General features: G+C 50.7%; 17 protein-coding genes and 1 pseudogene. 14 read left to right on the forward strand and 4 right to left on the reverse strand.

The window, feature by feature from the left end:
• The first annotated feature begins 36 nt into the window (after positions 1-36).
• From rsmB to G7083_RS05990, 3 genes are read left to right on the forward strand one after another with little or no spacing between them, the layout of a single operon-like run.
• Positions 37-1,317, forward strand: coding sequence for a 16S rRNA (cytosine(967)-C(5))-methyltransferase RsmB (rsmB, locus tag G7083_RS05980; RefSeq protein WP_166014999.1), 1,281 nt, complete (start codon positions 37-39; stop codon positions 1,315-1,317).
• 58 nt (positions 1,318-1,375) lie between these two features.
• Positions 1,376-2,752, forward strand: a complete 1,377-nt coding sequence (gene trkA / locus G7083_RS05985; RefSeq protein WP_166013974.1) for a Trk system potassium transporter TrkA — start codon at positions 1,376-1,378, stop codon at positions 2,750-2,752.
• Between the two features lie 15 nt (positions 2,753-2,767).
• The gene (locus G7083_RS05990) at positions 2,768-4,213 is read left to right on the forward strand and encodes a TrkH family potassium uptake protein (RefSeq protein WP_166013975.1); all 1,446 of its coding nucleotides are present in this window, start codon (positions 2,768-2,770) and stop codon (positions 4,211-4,213) included.
• A gap of 20 nt (positions 4,214-4,233) precedes the next feature.
• On the opposite strand, the gene G7083_RS05995 is transcribed toward G7083_RS05990, so the two are convergent.
• Positions 4,234-4,884 carry a hemolysin III family protein gene (locus G7083_RS05995; protein WP_166013976.1) on the reverse strand — a complete coding sequence of 217 codons (651 nt, stop codon included), beginning with the start codon at positions 4,882-4,884 and terminating at the stop codon, positions 4,234-4,236.
• 624 nt (positions 4,885-5,508) lie between these two features.
• On the opposite strand from G7083_RS05995, the gene G7083_RS06000 reads away from it, so the two are divergent.
• The 4 genes from G7083_RS06000 to G7083_RS06015 all read left to right on the forward strand — a co-directional run bounded on the left by G7083_RS06000 (position 5,509) and on the right by G7083_RS06015 (position 9,183).
• Entirely contained in the window at positions 5,509-5,775 is a 267-nt protein-coding gene (locus G7083_RS06000) for a DUF1040 family protein (RefSeq protein ID WP_166013977.1), read from the forward strand.
• Between the two features lie 301 nt (positions 5,776-6,076).
• Entirely contained in the window at positions 6,077-7,498 is a 1,422-nt protein-coding gene (gene ccoG, locus G7083_RS06005) for a cytochrome c oxidase accessory protein CcoG (RefSeq protein WP_166013978.1), read from the forward strand.
• A gap of 47 nt (positions 7,499-7,545) precedes the next feature.
• Positions 7,546-8,532 (forward strand): serine/threonine protein kinase, encoded by a 987-nt coding sequence (locus tag G7083_RS06010; RefSeq protein ID WP_166015000.1) that lies wholly within the window; start codon positions 7,546-7,548, stop codon positions 8,530-8,532.
• A gap of 45 nt (positions 8,533-8,577) precedes the next feature.
• Positions 8,578-9,183: a thiol:disulfide interchange protein DsbA/DsbL gene (locus G7083_RS06015; RefSeq protein ID WP_166013979.1), complete on the forward strand. Its 606-nt coding sequence runs from the start codon at positions 8,578-8,580 to the stop codon at positions 9,181-9,183.
• Between the two features lie 92 nt (positions 9,184-9,275).
• Here the strand turns inward: G7083_RS06015 and G7083_RS06020 are convergent, their stop codons facing one another.
• Positions 9,276-10,799 (reverse strand): YifB family Mg chelatase-like AAA ATPase, encoded by a 1,524-nt coding sequence (locus G7083_RS06020; RefSeq protein ID WP_166013980.1) that lies wholly within the window; start codon positions 10,797-10,799, stop codon positions 9,276-9,278.
• A gap of 651 nt (positions 10,800-11,450) precedes the next feature.
• Between G7083_RS06020 and ilvG the strand changes: the two genes are divergently transcribed.
• The 7 genes and pseudogenes from ilvG (at position 11,451) to tusA (ending at position 19,219) form a co-directional block, all read left to right on the forward strand.
• On the forward strand, positions 11,451-13,097 hold the full coding sequence (gene ilvG / locus G7083_RS06025; protein WP_166015001.1) for an acetolactate synthase 2 catalytic subunit: 1,647 nt from the start codon (positions 11,451-11,453) through the stop codon (positions 13,095-13,097).
• A gap of 11 nt (positions 13,098-13,108) precedes the next feature.
• Complete coding sequence (ilvM, locus tag G7083_RS06030) at positions 13,109-13,393, forward strand: acetolactate synthase 2 small subunit (RefSeq protein ID WP_166013981.1); 285 nt, start codon at positions 13,109-13,111, stop codon at positions 13,391-13,393.
• Between the two features lie 11 nt (positions 13,394-13,404).
• A pseudogene (ilvE, locus tag G7083_RS06035) lies at positions 13,405-14,342 on the forward strand (branched-chain-amino-acid transaminase).
• A 9-nt stretch (positions 14,343-14,351) separates the two neighbouring features.
• The gene (gene ilvD / locus G7083_RS06040) at positions 14,352-16,193 is read left to right on the forward strand and encodes a dihydroxy-acid dehydratase (protein ID WP_166013982.1); all 1,842 of its coding nucleotides are present in this window, start codon (positions 14,352-14,354) and stop codon (positions 16,191-16,193) included.
• Positions 16,194-16,196: 3 nt separating this feature from the next.
• A complete protein-coding gene (gene ilvA, locus G7083_RS06045) occupies positions 16,197-17,729 on the forward strand; it encodes a threonine ammonia-lyase, biosynthetic (protein ID WP_166013983.1) in 1,533 nt (510 codons plus the stop codon).
• A gap of 167 nt (positions 17,730-17,896) precedes the next feature.
• Entirely contained in the window at positions 17,897-18,877 is a 981-nt protein-coding gene (locus G7083_RS06050) for an MDR family oxidoreductase (RefSeq protein ID WP_166013984.1), read from the forward strand.
• Positions 18,878-18,967: 90 nt separating this feature from the next.
• Positions 18,968-19,219, forward strand: coding sequence for a sulfurtransferase TusA (gene tusA, locus G7083_RS06055; protein ID WP_166013985.1), 252 nt, complete (start codon positions 18,968-18,970; stop codon positions 19,217-19,219).
• Positions 19,220-19,307: 88 nt separating this feature from the next.
• On the opposite strand, the gene G7083_RS06060 is transcribed toward tusA, so the two are convergent.
• Positions 19,308-19,559 carry a hypothetical protein gene (locus G7083_RS06060; RefSeq protein ID WP_166013986.1) on the reverse strand — a complete coding sequence of 84 codons (252 nt, stop codon included), beginning with the start codon at positions 19,557-19,559 and terminating at the stop codon, positions 19,308-19,310.
• 132 nt (positions 19,560-19,691) lie between these two features.
• Entirely contained in the window at positions 19,692-20,246 is a 555-nt protein-coding gene (locus G7083_RS06065) for a TMEM165/GDT1 family protein (protein WP_166013987.1), read from the reverse strand.
• Between the last annotated feature and the right edge of the window lie 81 nt (positions 20,247-20,327).

Here is a 20,327-nt window from a genome sequence, read left to right on the forward strand (position 1 = left end):
AGCGCTGGGGCCTATTTTTTTGGTTTCGATTTTATGATGAATATTCGCGCCGCCGCCGCGTCGGCTCTGTACCAAGTGGTTGATTTAGGCCAATCACTCTCCAATGCTTTGCCTATCGCTCAGCAGCAAGTTCGGCCACGCGATCATGCGCTCCTGCAAGAGATCTGCTATGGCGTATTACGCCAACTGCCCCGTTTAGAATCGATCAGCCAAGCGCTGATGGAAACACCATTAAAAGGCAAGCAACGGGTCTTTCACTTCCTGATTTTGGTCGGCTTGTACCAATTGAGTTTTATGCGCATTCCTGCCCATGCTGCCGTCGGTGAAACGGTCGAAGGCGCACAAGATCTCAAAGGCCCGCGCCTACGTGGTCTGATTAACGCCGTGCTGCGTAACTACCAGCGCGATCAAGATCGCTTAGATGCACAAGCCACCAGCCATGATGCCGGACGCTACGGTCACCCTGGTTGGTTACTCAAACTGCTCAAAGAGAGCTATCCTGAGCAGTGGCCACAAATTGTGGAAGCCAATAACAGCAAAGCGCCGATGTGGCTGCGGGTCAACCATCAACACCATACGCGTGCTGAGTATCAAGCGCTGCTTGAGCAAGCGGGTATTGCTAGCCAGCCGCACTCGCAAGCAGCAGATGCACTCTGCTTAAGTACGCCTTATGATGTGCAACAACTGCCGGGCTTTGCCGCAGGTTGGGTTTCGGTACAAGATGCCGCAGCGCAACTGGCCATCAACTATCTCACGCCACAAGCCGGAGAGCTGATTTTAGATTGCTGCGCCGCACCGGGTGGTAAAACGGCACATATCCTAGAGCGCACCCCAAATAGCCAAGTGGTGGCGATTGATTGTGACCAAACTCGCTTAAAACGGGTACAAGACAACTTGCAGCGTTTACAGCTTAAGGCACAAGTGATTTGTGGTGATGCACGCTATCCGCAAGATTGGTGGCAAGGCGAACAGTTTGATCGCATCTTACTCGACGCCCCTTGTTCAGCCACCGGGGTAATTCGTCGCCATCCAGACATCAAATGGCTCCGTCGCGCTAACGATATTACTGCTCTTGCTGAGCTGCAGCGCGAAATTTTAGATGCCATGTGGCAACAATTAAAACCCGGTGGTACGTTGGTGTACGCGACCTGTTCGATTACGCCACAAGAGAACAGTTTACAGGTTAAAGCGTTCTTGCAACGCACTCCCAATGCAAGCCTGATCGATTCCGATCCTAGCCAGCCTGGCCGTCAAATTTTGCCCGGTGAACAAGCGATGGATGGCTTCTATTACGCGGTATTGAAAAAACAACTGTGATGTGCAAATCCAAGGCAAGCCTGCTTGTCTTGGGCTGAGTAAACAAAGAGAACAGGTTATGAAAATCATCATTCTTGGCGCCGGACAAGTCGGCGGCACACTGGCCGAAAACTTAGTTGGTGAAAACAATGACATCACAGTAGTAGATAAAAGTGCTGAACGGCTGCGTGATCTACAAGATAAATATGACTTGCGCGTGGTCAATGGCCACGCCAGCCATCCGGATGTGCTGCGCGAAGCGGGTGCGCAAGATGCGGATATGCTGGTCGCCGTCACCAATACCGATGAAACCAATATGGCCGCCTGCCAAGTTGCCTTCACTCTGTTTAATACGCCGAACCGGATTGCGCGTATTCGTTCACCACAATATCTGGCCGAAAAAGAAGCCCTGTTTCAATCTGGAGCGGTGCCAGTCGACCACCTGATTGCTCCAGAGCAGCTGGTCACCAGCTATATTGAACGCTTGATCCAGTATCCGGGAGCGTTACAAGTGGTCAGCTTTGCAGAAGAAAAGGTCAGTCTAGTGGCGGTCAAAGCCTATTATGGTGGGCCACTGGTCGGCAACGCGCTTGCTGCACTGCGCGATCACATGCCGCACATCGACACTCGGGTTGCCGCTATTTTCCGTCAAGGCCGACCAATTCGCCCGCAAGGTTCGACCATTATCGAAGCCGATGACGAAGTGTTTTTCATCGCCGCCAGTAACCACATTCGCTCGGTGATGAGTGAATTACAGCGCCTAGAAAAACCGTATCGACGGATCATGATTGTGGGTGGCGGTAACATTGGGGCCAGCTTAGCCAAGCGGCTAGAGCACAGCTATAGTGTTAAACTGATTGAACGTAATGACCAACGCGCCGAACAGCTATCGGAAGAGCTCGCCAATACTATCGTGTTTTGTGGTGATGCCGCCGATCAAGAGTTGCTGTCGGAAGAGAACATCGATCAAGTCGATGTGTTTATCGCCCTCACCAATGAAGATGAAACCAACATTATGTCGGCTATGCTCGCCAAACGGATGGGCGCTAAAAAAGCCATGGTGTTGATCCAGCGCAGCGGCTATGTTGACTTAGTACAAGGCGGGGTGATTGATGTGGCAATTTCACCACAACAAGCGACTATTTCCGCGCTACTGACTCACGTGCGGCGAGCCGATATTGTTAACGTTTCCTCACTGCGCCGTGGCGCGGCAGAGGCGATTGAAGCGGTGGCGCACGGCGATGAAACCACCTCAAAAGTGGTCGGACGCGCCGTTGGAGATATCAAACTGCCACCCGGGACCACGATTGGCGCGATCGTACGTGGTGAAGAGGTGCTGATAGCCCATGACCGCACCGCCATTGAGCAAGGCGATCATGTGGTGATGTTCTTGGTCGATAAAAAATACGTGCCCGACGTGGAAGCCCTATTCCAGCCGAGTCCATTCTTCTTATAGATAAAGGTTGGCGCTATGCTCAACTTACGGCCGATTGCTTTTATTATTGGGTTGGTGCTGTCTAAGCTTGCCCTATTTATGTATGTACCGACACTAGTGGCGTTTGTGACCGGCAGTGGCGGTTTCCTCGATTTTGCCCAAGCGGTGATCATTACCCATGTAGTAGCATTTGCTTGTTTGAGCGTTGGCCGTACCCAACACTTTCGACTCAATGTCCGCGATATGTTTTTGATCACCAGCTTAGTCTGGACCATCGCCAGTGCATTTGCTGCGCTACCTTTTGTGTTGATCAACCACATCAGTTTTACCGATGCCTATTTTGAAACTATGTCAGGACTCACCACCACGGGTTCAACAGTACTCAGTGGCTTAGATGCGATGCCACCGAGCATCCTGCTCTGGCGCTCAATACTGCAATGGCTGGGCGGGGTCGGATTTATTGTGATGGCGGTTGCTGTGCTGCCGATGCTCAACGTCGGCGGCATGAAGCTATTCCAAACCGAATCATCGGATAAGTCGGATAAAAGCAGCCCACGCGCCAAAACGGTGGCCAAAAACATTATGGCGGTCTATCTGGTGCTGACCATCTTATGTTTTATGAGCTATCTCGCCACGGGCATGACCCCCTTTGAGGCGATTAATCACGCTTTCACCACCCTTTCGACCGGGGGCTACTCGACTAGCGACAGCTCTATGAATCGCTTTTCCCATGGTGCACATTGGGTTGGCACCTTATTTATGTTTCTTGGCGGGCTGCCGTTTCTGCTGTTTGTACAAGTTCTGCGTAAAAAAAGCCCGCGCTCGCTACTGAGCGATGAACAGGTGCGCGGATTTTTCTGGGTGGTACTCATCTCCAGCTTAATGGTTGCCAGCTGGTTATGGCTAAAAAACGGCTATCAGATAAGCGATGCACTGCGTGTCGCGATGTTTAACATCGTCTCAGTGATGACCACCACCGGCTTTGGGTTGGATGACTTCACCGCCTGGGGTGCGCTGCCTTCGACCATTTTTGCTTTTTTATTAATGGCCGGTGCCTGCTCGGGCTCAACGTCCGGCGGCATCAAAGTGTTCCGTTTTCAAATCGCGATGGCGCTCCTCAAAAAACAACTGCTTAATCTTATCCATCCATCCGGCATCTTTATTCAGCGCTATAACCAACGCCCAGTCAATGAAGAGATCATCCGCTCGGTGGTAGCATTTGCACTCACTTACTTTATTACTATCGTGGTGCTAGCGGGAGCGTTATCGGCCATGGGATTAGACTCAATCACCAGCATTTCTGGCGCAGTGACGGCGGTGGCTAACGTCGGCCCCGGGATGGGAAGCGTGATTGGTCCGACGGGGAATTTTTCCTCGCTCCCGGATGCCGCCAAGTGGCTATTAAGTTTAGGAATGCTAATGGGACGCTTGGAAATCCTGACCATATTGGTGCTGTTTTTCCCGGCGTTTTGGCGTCACTAGCCACCATGCGAACATGCTCACTAGCCAGCAGCAATCGGCTCGACGTACAAATAAATCGCTAAAAAATGGCAGGTGCAGCCAACGAGCACAAAGGCGTGCCAAATGGCATGGTGGTAAGGAATGCGCTTAGCCACGTAAAAAATCACCCCCAGCGAGTAGATGATTCCGCCCGCCGCCAACAAGGTTAATCCGCCGACAGCAAGGTGAATCGCTAACTGATACACCACCAACAAGGATAACCACCCCATAGTGAGATAAGTCAGCAACGACAATTTTTTAAAGCGATAAATAAAAGCGATTTTGCCTAAGATGCCGATCAAAGCCAGCGACCAAATGACGATCATCAATCCCACCGCCAGCGGAGTGCGCAAACTGACCAACAAAAACGGGGTGTAACTTCCGGCAATCAATAAATAAATCGCACAGTGATCAAAGGTTTTTAACCAGCGTTTTGCCCGTTGATAAGGGATAGCGTGATACAGAGTCGACGCTAAAAACAGCACGATCATGCTGCTGCCGTAAACACTCAGACTGACGATGGTCAAACTATCTGCGTGCTGGGCGTTGGCTTTTACCAGCAATAACACTAAACCGACGATCCCCAAAATCAGCCCAAGCCCGTGACTGATCGCGTTGGCGATCTCCTCTCTGAACGGATAACGATTCAACATTTCATTTCACTCAATCATACCATTGGCCGCTAGTATTGCACATTGAGCTTACACGCGTTAGCTAAAGTTAATCATTATGCTCATTACTAAGCTGGTCAACTATCGACCATTCAAACTGCAAGTGCTATTCTGTAAGCGATATGAACACATATCGCTATTCCTGATTCATGATTCGGATCGGCCAGCGCCAAAAGCAGTCGTGCCCAATGATGTTCATCACTCAAGTGCGACGAGTAATGATTCAGGGTTTACTCTCGGCAATGGATATGCCTGACAGTTAGGTTATGTTATGCGCCCAACAACCGTCAGGTTTTCAAATACCAATCGTAGTGCAATGCGTCGCCGTAGTGGCTTTGCCATGGCTCCGGTTGGCAAAAAAACAGCCACCGCGCCCACCTTGGTTGAAAGAAAGGTATTAACCACCTTTCCTGAAACCAAAATCGGTCAGGCAGCTTAAGCGAAAAGCGCAGTTTAGCTGCGCTTTTTTATGCGCGCTCTTGGCGTGCAAGACGCTTTTGGCACTAATTTTTTTAACGATTCACTTTTTTTTACCGATCAATTGGTATTGCCGAGCGCTTTTGCTACCTTTAGTCACAAATCACTATAATAACTGTGGAGAAAGTCATGCAATGCCATCGCGTAGAAGAACTACTGCAACTGCTGGAGCCTGAATGGCACAAAGATTCCGAGCTCAATCTGATCCAATTTCTGCTCAAACTGGCGCAAGAAGCCGGCTATCAAGGCGATCTGCAAGATTTGACCGATGATGTGCTGATCTACCATCTAAAAATGCGCAATAGCGCCAAAGATGAAGCTATCCCAGGGCTAAAAAAAGATTATCAGGATGATTTCAAAACCGCGATTCTCCGTGCGCGCGGTATCATTCAATAGCCAATGATCCAGCGGTGATTGGCCGCTTAAACCTGTGTCACACCATTCAAAATATCTACCCAGCGGCGTCAGCCGCTTTTTTTACACCGGGTTAACTCAGTCACCGCAATGCGGTAACCGTAGTGCAGTCACCGTAGGGGATAACAGTGCTGATGACACGATGAGTCACGACCACCAAGATCTGCAGATTAACACTATACTTAATCGCCAACTCGCGATTGCCTTAGGTTGGTGTGAGACCATAAATTAGTGCTTTAAATAGGTGGTTAACTATTGTGCTTATGCCAACAAGGATCGCGCCATGAGTCAGGATAAAATCGATGTCAAACCGATCGCGGTGCCTGAGCAGGATCGCAAAGCGCGCCACTCCAGACCCGCGCGCGTGAACCCCAATCATCACATTTATGTTCGTCACAGTCGCGGTCGCTACCAACAACTGCGCCGTTATGCTGGTGGCTTACTCCTGCTGCTGTTTGGTCTGCTGCCATGGCTCACTTATGGTGATCGGCCGGCGATTTTACTCGATATCACGCATCAGCAATTTAATCTGTTTGGCACCACCCTCTACCCACAAGATCTGACGTTACTCGCGCTGCTGCTGATCATCGCCGCCTTCGCTCTCTTTTTTATCACCACCTGGTTAGGCCGAGTCTGGTGCGGTTATCTCTGTCCCCAAACGGTCTGGACATTTGTCTATCTCTGGTTTGAAGAAAAACTCGAAGGCAGTGCTAATAAAAGACGTCTGCAAGACAGCGGCCGCCTCACCCTATCCCTTGCGCTGCGCAAAACCATCAAACATGGCGCTTGGTTAGCGATTGCCTTGCTAACCGGGCTGACTTTTGTCGGTTATTTTGTACCGATTCGCCAATTGGCAGTCGATGTGCTGACCTTCAATGCCGAGTTCTGGCCGCTATTTTGGGTATTGTTATTTACCGTCTGCACTTATGGTAATGCGGGATGGATGCGCTCAATTATGTGCATTCACATCTGCCCTTATGCACGCTTTCAATCCGCGATGTTTGATAAAGACACCTTGATTGTCGGCTATGATGCGGCACGTGGCGAAACACGTGGTCCACGCACCCGCACCACCGATCGCCAAGCCCAAGGTTTAGGTGATTGCGTCGACTGTGAGCTGTGCATGCAGGTCTGTCCAACCGGAATCGATATTCGCAACGGCCTACAATATGAGTGCATCAACTGCGGTGCTTGCATCGATGCCTGCGACCATACAATGCAGCGAATGGGCTACGCCACAAAGTTGATCAGTTACACCTCTGAACATCGGCTGCGCGGTAAACCCACCAAAATCATGCGCCCCAAACTACTCGGCTATGCTGGTGTATTGTGCGTGATGCTCGGTCTATTGTTCGTGCAAATCGTCAATATCGATCCAGCAGGCCTTAGCGTGCTAAGAGATCGCAGCCAACTGTTTAGAACCAACAGCTCGGGTGAAATTGAAAATACTTACACGCTGAAAGTGATCAATAAAACTCAGCAAGTGCAAACTTACCAGCTATCTGTCACCGGACTGGATCAGGTCTCATGGTATGGCAAGCAAACTGTGGTGGTGCAGCCGGGCGAGATGCTCAATCTGCCGATGGCCCTTGGGGTCGAACCAGAAAATCTCAGCTCTGCGGTAACCACAATTCAGTTTATACTGCACGATATAAGCCACCCATTTACCCTTGAAGTCGAGAGCCGGTTTATTCAGCCGCTCTGACAATCACCCGCATGGTAAAGGGCTCAGTAATGAGTCCTGATGATTTGATGACCCAAGCTACTTTTCACTTTAATGCTTTAACGCCCGATCTGATCTGGTTCGCGCTGGAAAGTATCGGTATTCGTGCAGAATCTGGTTTTTTACCACTCAACAGTTACGAAAACCGCGTCTACCAGTTTAGCGATGAACAGCGACGCCGCTTGGTGGTCAAATTTTATCGGCCACAACGCTGGAGCGATCAACAGATCCAAGAAGAGCACGATTTCGCACTGGAGCTACAACAACAAGAGATCCCCGTTGTCCCTCCACTAGAGATCAACGGTGCCACATTACATCACCATCAGGGTTACCGTTTCGCCCTATTTAACAGCATGGGTGGACGCCAATATGAAGTGGATAATGAGCAGCATTTAGAGTGGGTCGGGCGCTTTCTTGGCCGGATTCACAAGGTGGGGGCGAGCAAATCATTTCATCACCGCCCAACTCTGTCTCTGGATGAGTACCTCTATCAACCGCGGCATATTCTGGAATACAGTCACTGCATTCCCGCGCATTTACAACGTGGCTTTTTTGAGCAACTCGATTTGTTAATCAATGAGATACAGCAACACTGGCCAGCGAATCAGTCTCACATCCGCCTACACGGCGATTGTCATCCCGGCAATATACTGTGGCGTGATGGTCCGATGTTTGTCGATCTGGATGACGCGCGCAGCGGCCCTGCAGTACAGGATTTGTGGATGCTACTGCATGGTGATCGCCAAGAAAAATTACTGCAATTGGACATTCTGCTGGAAGGCTATCAAGAGTTTTGCGATTTTAACCCGCAGCAATTGAAACTAATCGAGCCACTACGTGGTCTACGCATGGTGCACTATATGGCATGGCTCGCCAAACGCTGGCAAGATCCGGCCTTTCCGGTCGCCTTTCCTTGGTTTAAGGATGCCAAATACTGGGAAAGTCAAATTCTCGCTTTCCAAGAGCAGATTGTCGCCCTGCAAGCCCCTCCGCTATCACTGCAGTCGCAGTGGTAAGCAAGCACAATTATTTTAAGCACCATCAATTTAATGGAGAAAGTCATGAAAAAGCTGTTTGCACTGGTTGCAACCCTGATGTTAAGCGTATCAGCCTATGCGACTCAATTTAAAGCGGGCGAGCATTACCAAGTGCTGAAGACTCCGGTTTCCTCAACCCCTGTGGTCAATGAATTTTTTTCATTCTACTGTCCACACTGCAGTAGCTTTGAACCGATCATCGCCCAATTAAAACAGCAGCTACCAGAAGGCGTTAAATTACACAAAAATCATGTCTCTTTCATGGGCGGTAACATGGGTAAGGTGATGAGCAAAGCTTACGCCACCATGCTAGCTCTCGATATCGAAGAGCAAATGGTGCCAGTACTATTTAACCGCATCCATAGCCAACGTAAGCCACCAAAAGATGAATCAGAACTGCGTCAAATTTTCCTAGATCAAGGTGTCGATGCTGCAAAATTTGATGCGGCTTATAACGGCTTTGCGGTCGATTCGATGGTGCGTCGTTTTGATAAGCTGTTCCAAGATAATGGCTTAACGGGTGTGCCTGCGGTAGTGGTCAACAACCGCTACTTAGTACAAGGCCAATCCGTTGCCTCACTGGATGAATATTTCGCACTGGTCAACTACCTACTGACCCAAAAACACTAAGTGCTGCAAAAACACTAAGCGTTCTGTGCTAAAAACTTAGCGAGCCAAGCGCTCGCTAAGTTGGATGCTCATCATTCGCTGATATACCAAAATTACACATTCTGCGCACTAAGCTGCCTAAGCAAGCGATCCATCGAGCGATAACCGAGCGCTTCTGCCAAATGAGCCCGCGTGATCTGCTTTTCCCCCTGCAAATCAGCAATAGTACGTGCCACCTTGATAATCCGGTGGTAAGCGCGGATCGACAAACCAAGTCGATGCAAGGCACTCTCCAAAAACTCAGCATCCGCCTTCAGCAATGGGCAATCACGATCAATCTCACGGCTTTGCAGCAAAGCGTTTACCTTGCCAGCGCGATCTAACATTCGCTCACGCGCCGCCATCACACGCTGACGCACCATCGCGGTCGATTCACCACGATCGCCGCCATGAGCCAACGTTCCCTTCGGCAACGCTGGGATCTCAATCGACATATCAAACCGATCCAACAACGGGCCAGAGAGCCGACTTAAATAGCGCAAGATCGTCTGTGAATTGGCCCGCGCTTGGCTACCTTGATAATAACCGGTTGGGCTGGGGTTTAACGCGCCAACCAACTGAAAACGAGCTGGAAAACGGGTTTTACCTTGCGCACGAGAAATCACAATCTCGCCCGACTCCAATGGCTCACGCAGCGAATCGAGCACCTTGCGTTCAAACTCTGGCATTTCGTCCAAAAATAATAGCCCGTTATGCGCTAACGATATTTCGCCAGGACGCGGAATCGTACCGCCACCAACCAATGCCGCCATGGAACTGGAGTGATGGGGAGCGCGAAACGGCCGCAATTTCCAATTGTGTTGGTTAATCTCCTGCTGAGTCAGCGAAGCAATTGAGGCGGTTTCGATCGCTTCTTGATCACTCATGGGCGGCAATAAATCACACAAACGTGACGCCAACATGGTTTTTCCGGTGCCGGGAGGACCTAAAAACAGCAAATTATGGCTGCCAGCGGCGGCAATTTCTAACGCGCGTTTTCCCTGCTGCTGACCAATAATATCTTGTAAATCACGGCTGCTTGGCAGTGGCTGCTCACTCGGCGCACTTTGAAACAGCGACAAATTCTGTTGGCCACACAGATCGGCACACACTTCAAGCAAACTGTGCGCTGATTTATGCGCTGCACCCGTAACCAACGCCGCTTGATCGCCATTGGCATGCGGCACTACTAGGCTACGCCGCACTTGGTTGGCCGCCAAGGCGGCAGGCAACACCCCTTTTACGCGACGAATCTTCCCCGATAGCGCCAGTTCACCAATAAATTCGTAACTTTCCAGCTTAGTTCGTGCAATTTGCTCTGAAGCGACCAAAATGCCCAGCGCGATCGGCAAATCAAATCGCCCTCCTTCCTTAGGCAGATCCGCTGGCGCTAAATTGACGGTTATTCTTTTGGCTGGAAACTCAAAGCGGGAATTAATAATCGCGCTGCGCACCCGATCGCGTGATTCTTTAACGGTGGTTTCTGGCAGACCGACTAATGTGAAACCGGGCATTCCGTTACTGATGTGCACCTCAACCGTGACCGGAGGAGCCTGCACACCAATACTGGCCCGACTGTGAATAATCGCAAGTCCCATGACATCCCTCTAGGTTGATTTAAACCGCCGGCACCACTAGCAACAGTGGCGATAAACCGTGCAGAACAGGTTATATAGCCTGATGAGATCGAATAATAATGTGAAAAAAGAATGAGTTTTTGCTTGTCATGTAACGAACATGTGTGTTAACACTAGAGACACAAAACGATTGGTAAGATATTAGTTCAACCTAAAGTACGAATTGACTATGAATTTGAACACTCGCATTAACGCTCTAATTAACCTAATTATCGTGGTCATTCTGGTGACGACGCAGGGGCGAGTGGACGAAAGATAACCAAACAAATCCAAAAACCCCCGCACTGAAAAGTCCGGGGTTTTTTACCATTTAGACAGTACAAAAAAATACATTCTGACCTTGTGTCCCCAAACAACTTAGCGTTGCAGATAGACAGCAAGTGAATTGATCACCATGAACATAGCAATAAACAAGTTATACGATTGGGAATCCACTTCACTCACACCACTGTAGCGTCAAGCAGGATAGGGATAATCTCTCACCACGGGCAGTTGCCGTTCAGCTGCCCGTCGCAAGAGTCGCGTTCAGAATCAACAGGAAGCATGGGAGCAGCACATGAAGTGCAAACACAACACCCGCAGCAACAGCAATTGTTGCCGCAAGGAGGCACGATGACTGGCGCACAATTAGTCGTTGCAGCATTACAACAACAGGGCATTAAAACCGTGTTCGGTTACCCCGGTGGCGCAATCATGCCGATTTATGATGCGCTATACGATGGTGGTGTCGAGCATATCCTGTGTCGTCATGAACAAGGTGCGGCGATGGCCGCGATTGGTATGGCGCGTTCAACCCAGCAAGTCGCGGTGTGTATGGCGACCTCAGGCCCTGGTGCAACCAATTTGGTGACCGGACTCGCCGATGCACTGTTGGATTCGATACCTATCGTGGTGATTACTGGCCAAGTCGCCAGCTCACATATCGGCACAGATGCCTTTCAAGAGATGGATGTGATCGGCATGTCACTCTCTTGCACCAAGCACAGCTATTTAGTCACCAACCCAAGTGAGCTTGCGCCAACCCTGGCGGAAGCCTTTCAAGTAGCGCAAACTGGCCGACCAGGCCCGGTACTGGTTGATATCGCCAAAGATGTGCAACTTGGCCAAGTTCCCGTATCTCGTTTACCCAATTTTACTCCGCCAGCGATGCCACAAGTGGATGGTGCACAATTAGCTGCCGCGCAAGCTCTGCTCGCGCAAAGTGAACGTCCGGTATTGTACGTCGGTGGCGGCGTCCAACTGGCACATGCAACCAACACAGTACGAGCATTTTTGCGCGACAATCCAATGCCTGCGGTGAGCACTCTCAAAGGGTTAGGTACGATTGAACGGCACGACCCGCATTATCTCGGCATGCTCGGCATGCATGGCACCAAAGCGGCCAACTTGATCGTGCAAGAGTGTGATTTATTGATCGCGGTAGGCGCGCGTTTCGATGACCGAGTGACCGGAAAGCTCGATACCTTTGCCCCCCACGCTAAAGTGATCCACCTTGATATTGACGCCGCCGAGTTCAATAAACTGCGCCATGCGCACGCCGCACTGCGTGGCGATATTCAGCAGATTTTGCCGCAACTTAAGCTGCCTCACACTATCGCACCATGGCTCAATTACAGTGCCAGCCTGCGCCATGAATTAAAATGGAGTTACGATCATCCGGGCGAAAAAATCTATGCCCCACTGCTGCTTAAGCAACTGTCCGACCTCATGCCAGATAGCGCGATCGTCTCCACCGATGTTGGCCAACACCAAATGTGGGCTGCGCAGCACATTCAACCGCGCGCACCACAAAACTTCATCTCATCTGCTGGCCTTGGCACCATGGGCTTTGGCTTACCAGCAGCGATGGGCGCAGCCGTGGCAAGGCCTGACGATCAATCGATCCTGATCAGCGGCGACGGCTCATTTATGATGAATGTGCAAGAACTCGGCACGCTCAAGCGACGCCAGATCCCAGTCAAAATAGTGCTACTGGATAACCAACGTTTAGGCATGGTGCGTCAATGGCAATCGCTATTTTTTGATGGTCGCCACAGCGAAACGATTTTGGATGACAATCCAGATTTCGTAATGCTGGCCAAAGCCTTCAACATCCCAGGTAAAACCATCAGCCGCAAACAAGAAGTGGAACCTGCGCTGCGTGAAATGCTTGCCAGCCCGACCGCTTATCTGCTGCATGTACAGATTGATGAAGAAGAGAACGTGTGGCCATTGGTACCACCGGGCGCATCCAATACTGACATGCTTGAGAATACTTAGGGAGAAGCCACATGCAACGTTATCTACTCGATATTAAAGCCGATGATAAACCCGTGTTATTGGAGCGCGTACTGCGCGTAACACGGCATCGTGGCTTTGTGATCAAGCAAGTCGCGGCGACCCAAAACCACGCCAGCAAAATCGCCAGCGTTGAGATTATTGTCGACAGTGACCGTCCAATCTCAACCTTGACCAATCAAATTGAAAAACTGTGGGATGTACGCTCGGTGGAAGTCACCGTGATCCGCAATGACGAGCTCCCCAACAACAATTTACAGCAAAAACTTTATGCATAAGGAAGGCAATCATGGCAACAAAAACTGCTGATTATATTTGGTTCAATGGTGAAATGATCCCATGGGCAAAGGCGACCGTTCACGTACTGACCCATGCAATGCACTATGGCACTTCGGTGTTTGAAGGTGTGCGCTGCTACAACACGCCAAAAGGCCCAATAATCTTCCGCCACCGCGAACACGCGCAGCGCCTGCTTGATTCTGCCAAAATCTATCGCTTCCCGATCCCCTACTCGATGGAAACCATTATGGAAGCGACCCGTGAAACCTTGCGCGCCAACAAACTCGATAGCGCCTACATTCGTCCACTGGCGTACGTGGGTAACGTCGGTCTTGGTGTGTGTCCACCAACGGGCACAGAAATGGATCTGATGATTGCCGCGTTCCCTTGGGGGCTTATCTGGGTGACGAAGCGCTCGAAAATGGCGTGGATGCGATGGTGTCTAGTTGGCACCGTGCTGCGCCGAATACTATTCCCACCGCCGCTAAAGCCGGTGGTAACTACCTCTCTTCACTGTTGGTGGGTGGTGAAGCACGTCGCCACGGCTACGCAGAAGGCATCGCCCTGAGTGTCGATGGTTATCTTTCAGAAGGTGCGGGCGAAAATATTTTCGTGGTCAAAAATGGTGAATTACTCACCCCCCCAACCACCAGCTCGATCCTACCGGGCATCACCCGTGATTCGATCATCACCCTTGCTCGTGACATGGGATACTCAGTGCGTGAAGCCAATATCTCCCGCGAAGCGCTGTATCTGGCCGACGAGATTTTCATGACCGGCACCGCCGCCGAAGTGGTACCGGTACGCAGCGTCGACAAAATTACCGTCGGAGCGGGCAAACGCGGTCCGATCACCAAAGCCATCCAAAACGCTTATTTTGGCCTGTTCAACGGCAGCACCGAAGATAAGTGGGGCTGGTTGGATTACGTTTACCCAGCTGCGCAATAAGGAGTTTCCATGCCTAAGTATCGTTCCGCCACCACCACTCACGGGCGTAATATGGCGGGGGCACGCGCATTATGGCGTGCCACTGGCGTCAAAGAGCAAGATTTTGGTAAACCGATCATTGCAGTGGTCAACTCCTTCACCCAATTTGTTCCCGGCCATGTCCATTTAAAAGATCTCGGTCAACTGGTCGCACGTGAAATTGAAGCCAGCGGCGGGATTGCCAAAGAGTTCAATACCATTGCGATCGATGATGGTATCGCGATGGGACATGGCGGTATGCTCTATTCACTGCCTTCTCGTGAGCTGATCGCTGATTCGGTTGAATATATGGTCAATGCCCACTGCGCCGATGCGATGGTGTGCATCTCCAACTGTGACAAAATTACCCCGGGAATGCTGATGGCGGCAATGCGCCTCAATATTCCGACCATTTTCGTCTCTGGCGGGCCGATGGAGGCGGGCAAAACCCAGCTTTCTGACCAGATCATCAAGCTCGATCTAGTTGATGCGATGATGCAAGGCGCGGATCCCAAGGTTTCCGATGCACAAAGTGAACAGATCGAGCGTTCGGCTTGCCCCACGTGTGGCTCGTGCTCAGGAATGTTTACCGCTAACTCAATGAACTGTCTCACCGAAGCGCTCGGCCTCTCTCAACCGGGAAATGGCTCACTCCTCGCCACTCACGTCGATCGCAAACAGCTCTTTTTAAGCGCTGGGCAACGGATTGTTGGACTCACCAAGCGCTACTACGAACACGATGATACCGCAGTTTTGCCACGCAATATTGCCAGCAAAGCCGCGTTTGAAAACGCGATGGCGCTGGATATTGCCATGGGTGGATCGACCAACACCGTATTGCACCTGTTAGCCGCAGCACAGGAAGGCGAAATCGGCTTTGATATGGCTGATATTGATCGCCTATCTCGCCAAGTACCACACTTATGTAAAGTGGCACCATCAACCCAGAAATACCATATGGAAGACGTGCACCGCGCCGGTGGTGTGATGGGAATTTTGGGCGAGTTGCAACGGGCAGGCTTACTTAACGATCAAACCCGTACGGTATTAGGTCTTTCGCTACGTGAACAGTTGGCACAATACGATGTGAAACAGAGCGAAGATCACGCGATCAACGCCTTGTTCCGCGCCGGCCCTGCTGGAATTCGCACCACCCAAGCTTTCTCACAAGATTGCCGCTGGGAGACGGTCGATGACGATCGCCAAACCGGTTGTATCCGCGATCAAGCCCACGCTTACAGCCAAGATGGTGGGCTGGCAGTGCTAAAAGGCAATTTGGCACTCGATGGCTGCATTGTCAAAACCGCAGGGGTGGATGCCAGCATTCTGCAATTTTGTGGCCGCGCGGTCGTGTTTGAAAGCCAAGAAGAGGCGGTATCCGGTATTCTGGGTGGTCAAGTGCAAGCGGGTGATGTGGTGGTGATCCGTTATGAAGGCCCGAAAGGTGGACCAGGCATGCAAGAGATGCTTTACCCAACTACCTACCTCAAATCAATGGGACTGGGTAAACAGTGTGCACTGCTCACCGATGGGCGCTTCTCGGGTGGCACCTCCGGCCTATCGATTGGGCATGTTTCACCCGAAGCCGCCAATGGTGGCAGCATAGGTTTAGTGCGCAATGGTGATAGCATCGCGATTGACATTCCCAACCGATCGATCACGCTCCAAGTCAGTGAGGCAGAGCTGGCTACCCGACGCGCTGAGCAAGATCAACTCGGCTGGAAACCGGTTGATCGCCAACGACCGGTGTCACTGGCACTCAAAGCTTACGCTAGTTTGGCGACCAGTGCCGACAAAGGCGCGGTACGCGATAAGTCGAAACTTGAGGGCTAAATAATGGAACAAACGCAACCAACGGGCGCAGATTATCTGCGCCAAATCTTACGCTCTCCAGTCTATGAAGTGGCCACTATCACCCCTTTGCAAAGCATGCCGCGCCTTTCGGCACGGATTGCCAACCAGGTACAAATCAAGCGGGAAGATCGCCAGCCTGTGCATTCCTTTAAGCTGCGCGGTGCTTACAACATGGTGGCACATTTAAGCCAAGCGCAAAAAGACGCCGGCGTGATCGCCGCTTCAGCCGGTAACCATGCGCAAGGCATGGCGCTATCGGGCAGCAAACTCGGCATCAAAACCACCATTGTCATGCCACGCACGACGCCAGACATCAAAGTCGAAGCGGTGCGTGGTTTTGGCGGTGAAGTGCTGCTGCATGGCAATAATTTTGATGAGGCCAAAGCCGAAGCGGAACGCCTCGCCAAACAGCAAGGCTACACCTTTGTGCCGCCGTTCGATCATCCGTTGGTGATTGCTGGCCAAGGTACAATTGGTATGGAGATGCTGCAACAAAATGGTCATCTCGATTACATTTTTGTGCCGGTCGGCGGCGGCGGTTTAGCCGCTGGGGTGGCGGTATTGGTCAAACAGTTGATGCCAGAAATTCAAGTGATCGCGGTTGAACCGGAAGACTCGGCCTGCCTGAAAGCCGCCTTAGATGCCGGCAAACCGGTCGTGCTCGATCAAGTCAGCATGTTTGCTGATGGCGTGGCGGTGAAACGGATTGGCGATGAAACTTTTCGCCTGTGCCAACAATATCTCGATGGCCACATCACCGTCTCCAGTGATGAGATTTGTGCCGCAGTGAAAGATATTTTTGAAGATACGCGCGCCATCGCGGAACCTTCTGGCGCACTGGCGCTAGCTGGATTGAAAAAATTTGCCGAACAGCAGCAGCTGAAAGGCAAACAGCTCGGCACGGTGCTTTCTGGTGCCAATACCAATTTCCATGGCTTACGCTATGTTTCTGAGCGTTGTGAGCTGGGGGAAAAGCGAGAGGGCTTACTCGCGGTGACCATTCCGGAACGCAAAGGGGCCTTTTTCGAATTCTGTCATATTATCGGCAATCGAGCGGTAACCGAATTTAACTACCGCTATAGTGACGATAAACTGGCCAATATTTTTGTCGGGGTGCGCTTAATCGGTGGACCGGAAGAATTGAAATCGATCATCCATGAGTTACGCCAGTCCGGTTATCCGGTACAAGATCTCTCCGATGACGAAATGGCCAAACTGCACATTCGCTACATGATTGGTGGACGCCCTTCCAAACCTCTGACTGAGCGGTTATACAGCTTTGAGTTTCCCGAATACCCCGGCGCACTGCTCAAATTCTTAAGCATGCTCGGTACTCACTGGAACATCAGCTTGTTCAACTACCGCAACCACGGTGCCGACTACGGCCGGGTATTGTGCGGTTTTGAATTGGATACGCCAGATTTAGGCCGCTTCTCGGAACACTTGGTTGAACTCGGTTATCGTTATAAAGATGAAACCGATAATCCTGCCTACCGTTTTTTCCTCGCGAAATAGTCTCCGCCCCACCTTATGGTGGGGCTTTTGTTATGTTCTACAGCCTCAAACCATACCTAGAACAAAACTATGCACATGAAGCATAGCGATCATGCTTAACTTTCATTTAATTCATAGTCCAATCAAGACTAGACTAGAGCCAACGCTGACCATGAATGGAGAATCCCATGTTTCAAGCATTAATCTTAAACCAACAAGATAAACGCACCATCGCCACTATCAACACGATTGATGAGGAACAATTACCTGATGGTAATGTACTGATCTCGGTCGATTACTCATCTCTCAACTATAAAGATGGGCTCGCCATCACTGGTAAAGGCAAAATCATTCGTAATTTTCCTATGGTGCCAGGCATCGATTTAGCCGGTAAAGTGCTCAGATCACAAGATGCACGCTACCAAGCGGGCGATCAAGTCATACTGACCGGCTGGGGCGTCGGTGAAAACCACTGGGGCGGGATGGCACAGAAAGCACGTTTACAGGCCGATTGGTTAGTACCGCTGCCACAAGGCTTAACCAGCCAACAAGCGATGATGATTGGCACCGCAGGTTTAACCGCCATGCTGTGCGTGCAAGCACTACTTGATGGTGGCATTCAACCTGAAGATGGCGAAATCTTAGTTACAGGAGCCAGTGGCGGGGTTGGTTCCGTAGCCGTAACCTTGCTAGCGGTATTGGGCTATCAAGTGGTAGCCGTGACTGGGCGAGCGGCCGAGAATGGTCCACTACTCACTAAACTCGGCGCGAGTCGTATCATTGAGCGTGACCAGTTTGCCGAGCCAGCTCGTGCATTGGAAAAACAGCAGTGGGCTGGAGCAATCGATACGGTTGGTAGCCAGATGCTGGCTAACATCTTGGCACAAATGAATTACCACGGTGTGGTAGCGGCCTGTGGTTTAGCGGGCGGTTTCGATCTGCCGACCACAGTGATGCCCTTTATTTTGCGTAACGTACGCCTACAAGGGGTAGATTCGGTTAACTGCTCATTGGAAAAACGCGTGGCGGCGTGGCAAAAACTGGTCGAATTGCTTCCTGCCAGTTACTTTGAGCAAGCGTGCCACCAAATCGACTTAGCACAAGTAGCGGAATACGCCGCCGCTATCACCAATGGTCAAGTGACTGGTCGGATAGTGGTCAAACTGTAAGTTGTCGGTGAGTTTGTGCGTTGAGGATTGAATATTTTCTCTTCACCAGTAATATCTACGCCCTAATTGTGATACCCAGCAGGTTTTAGCATGAATTTTAATCCGCACATTGCCACACATACCCTAGAAGCAGAAGGATTACGCTGCCCAGAGCCCGTGATGATGGTTCGGAAAACCATGCGCACTATGCAAGATGGGGAGATTTTATTGGTCACGGCAGATGATCCCTCGACCACGCGGGATATTCCGAGTTTTTGCCGCTTTATGGATCATCAATTACTCGGTGCCATCACCGATACTCTGCCGTATCAATATTTGATTAAAAAAGGCCTAGTTGAATAGATCAACGCTGAATCAACCAAGCTTAAATAGACCCATAACGGCAAGACCACCGAACCGGCCACCTTGCCGTTATGGTTTTAATCAACCTCTATTCGACGCGGTGGATCTCCGCTTGTAGCTGATGGAGTTGCTGTTTGATTTCACGCACTTGATCGTGCAGCGGAATAATATGCGCCACTCGGATCCAAGCTTCGACCGCTAAGGCGGTCATCACAAGCGCACCAATCACCATTGGCATCCATAAATTGGTTAAGGTCATCCCTAGCAGGGTCAAAATTAAGCCAAAGGTAAATAAATAACTTTGGCTTTTGGCACTCATGCCCATATAGCGGGTCAGCATACGGCTTGCTCCTTGTGTCCGTTGATTCTCAGATGGATCTCGACACAACCCTAGCACGAGATGCAGGCTTAGGATGGGCAGTCGATCACGCTGTGCAACGCGACATAGCCAGATCGCACTGCCCAGTGCAGATTAATAGCACCCAGCAGCGATAGCCAAAGCAAAAAACAGCAGCGCTGTAATTTTACGGATCAATGCCAATGGCAGTTTGTCGGCCGAAAGCTTACCAATCAGCACCACAGGTACGTTAGCTAACAACATACCAATCGTCGTGCCCAAAATGACAAAACTCAGAGCATCAGCATACTGTGCACCAAGAATTGAGGTAGCTATCTGGGTCTTATCACCAATTTCTGCCACAAAGAAAGCGATAAAACTGGCAATAAATGGACCGCGATTGGAGATAGACTCCTCTTCATCTAGTTTATCCGGGATCAACACCCACCCCGCCATCGCGAGGAAACTGACCACCAACACCCATTTTAAGATCTCCGGCGAGAGATAGTCTGCAACCACCACGCCGAGCCAAGCCGCCAAGGCGTGATTGGCGATCGTAGCCAGAAAAATCGCGGCAATAATCGGGATCGGCTTACGATAACGGCTCGCCAGTAACAAGGATAACAGTTGGGTTTTGTCGCCAATCTCGGCTAATGCAACAGTAGTGATGGAAATTGCTAAAACGCTCATGACATGCTCTTCGGGATAGGGATTATTATGCAACCATAGACAAACAACCACGCCCTATCCCAGTTCGTGTTGTTTGTCTAA

Origin of the sequence: Vibrio sp. HDW18 (assembly GCF_011306175.1) — a bacterium.
GTDB lineage: Bacteria > Pseudomonadota > Gammaproteobacteria > Enterobacterales > Vibrionaceae > Vibrio > Vibrio chanodichtyis.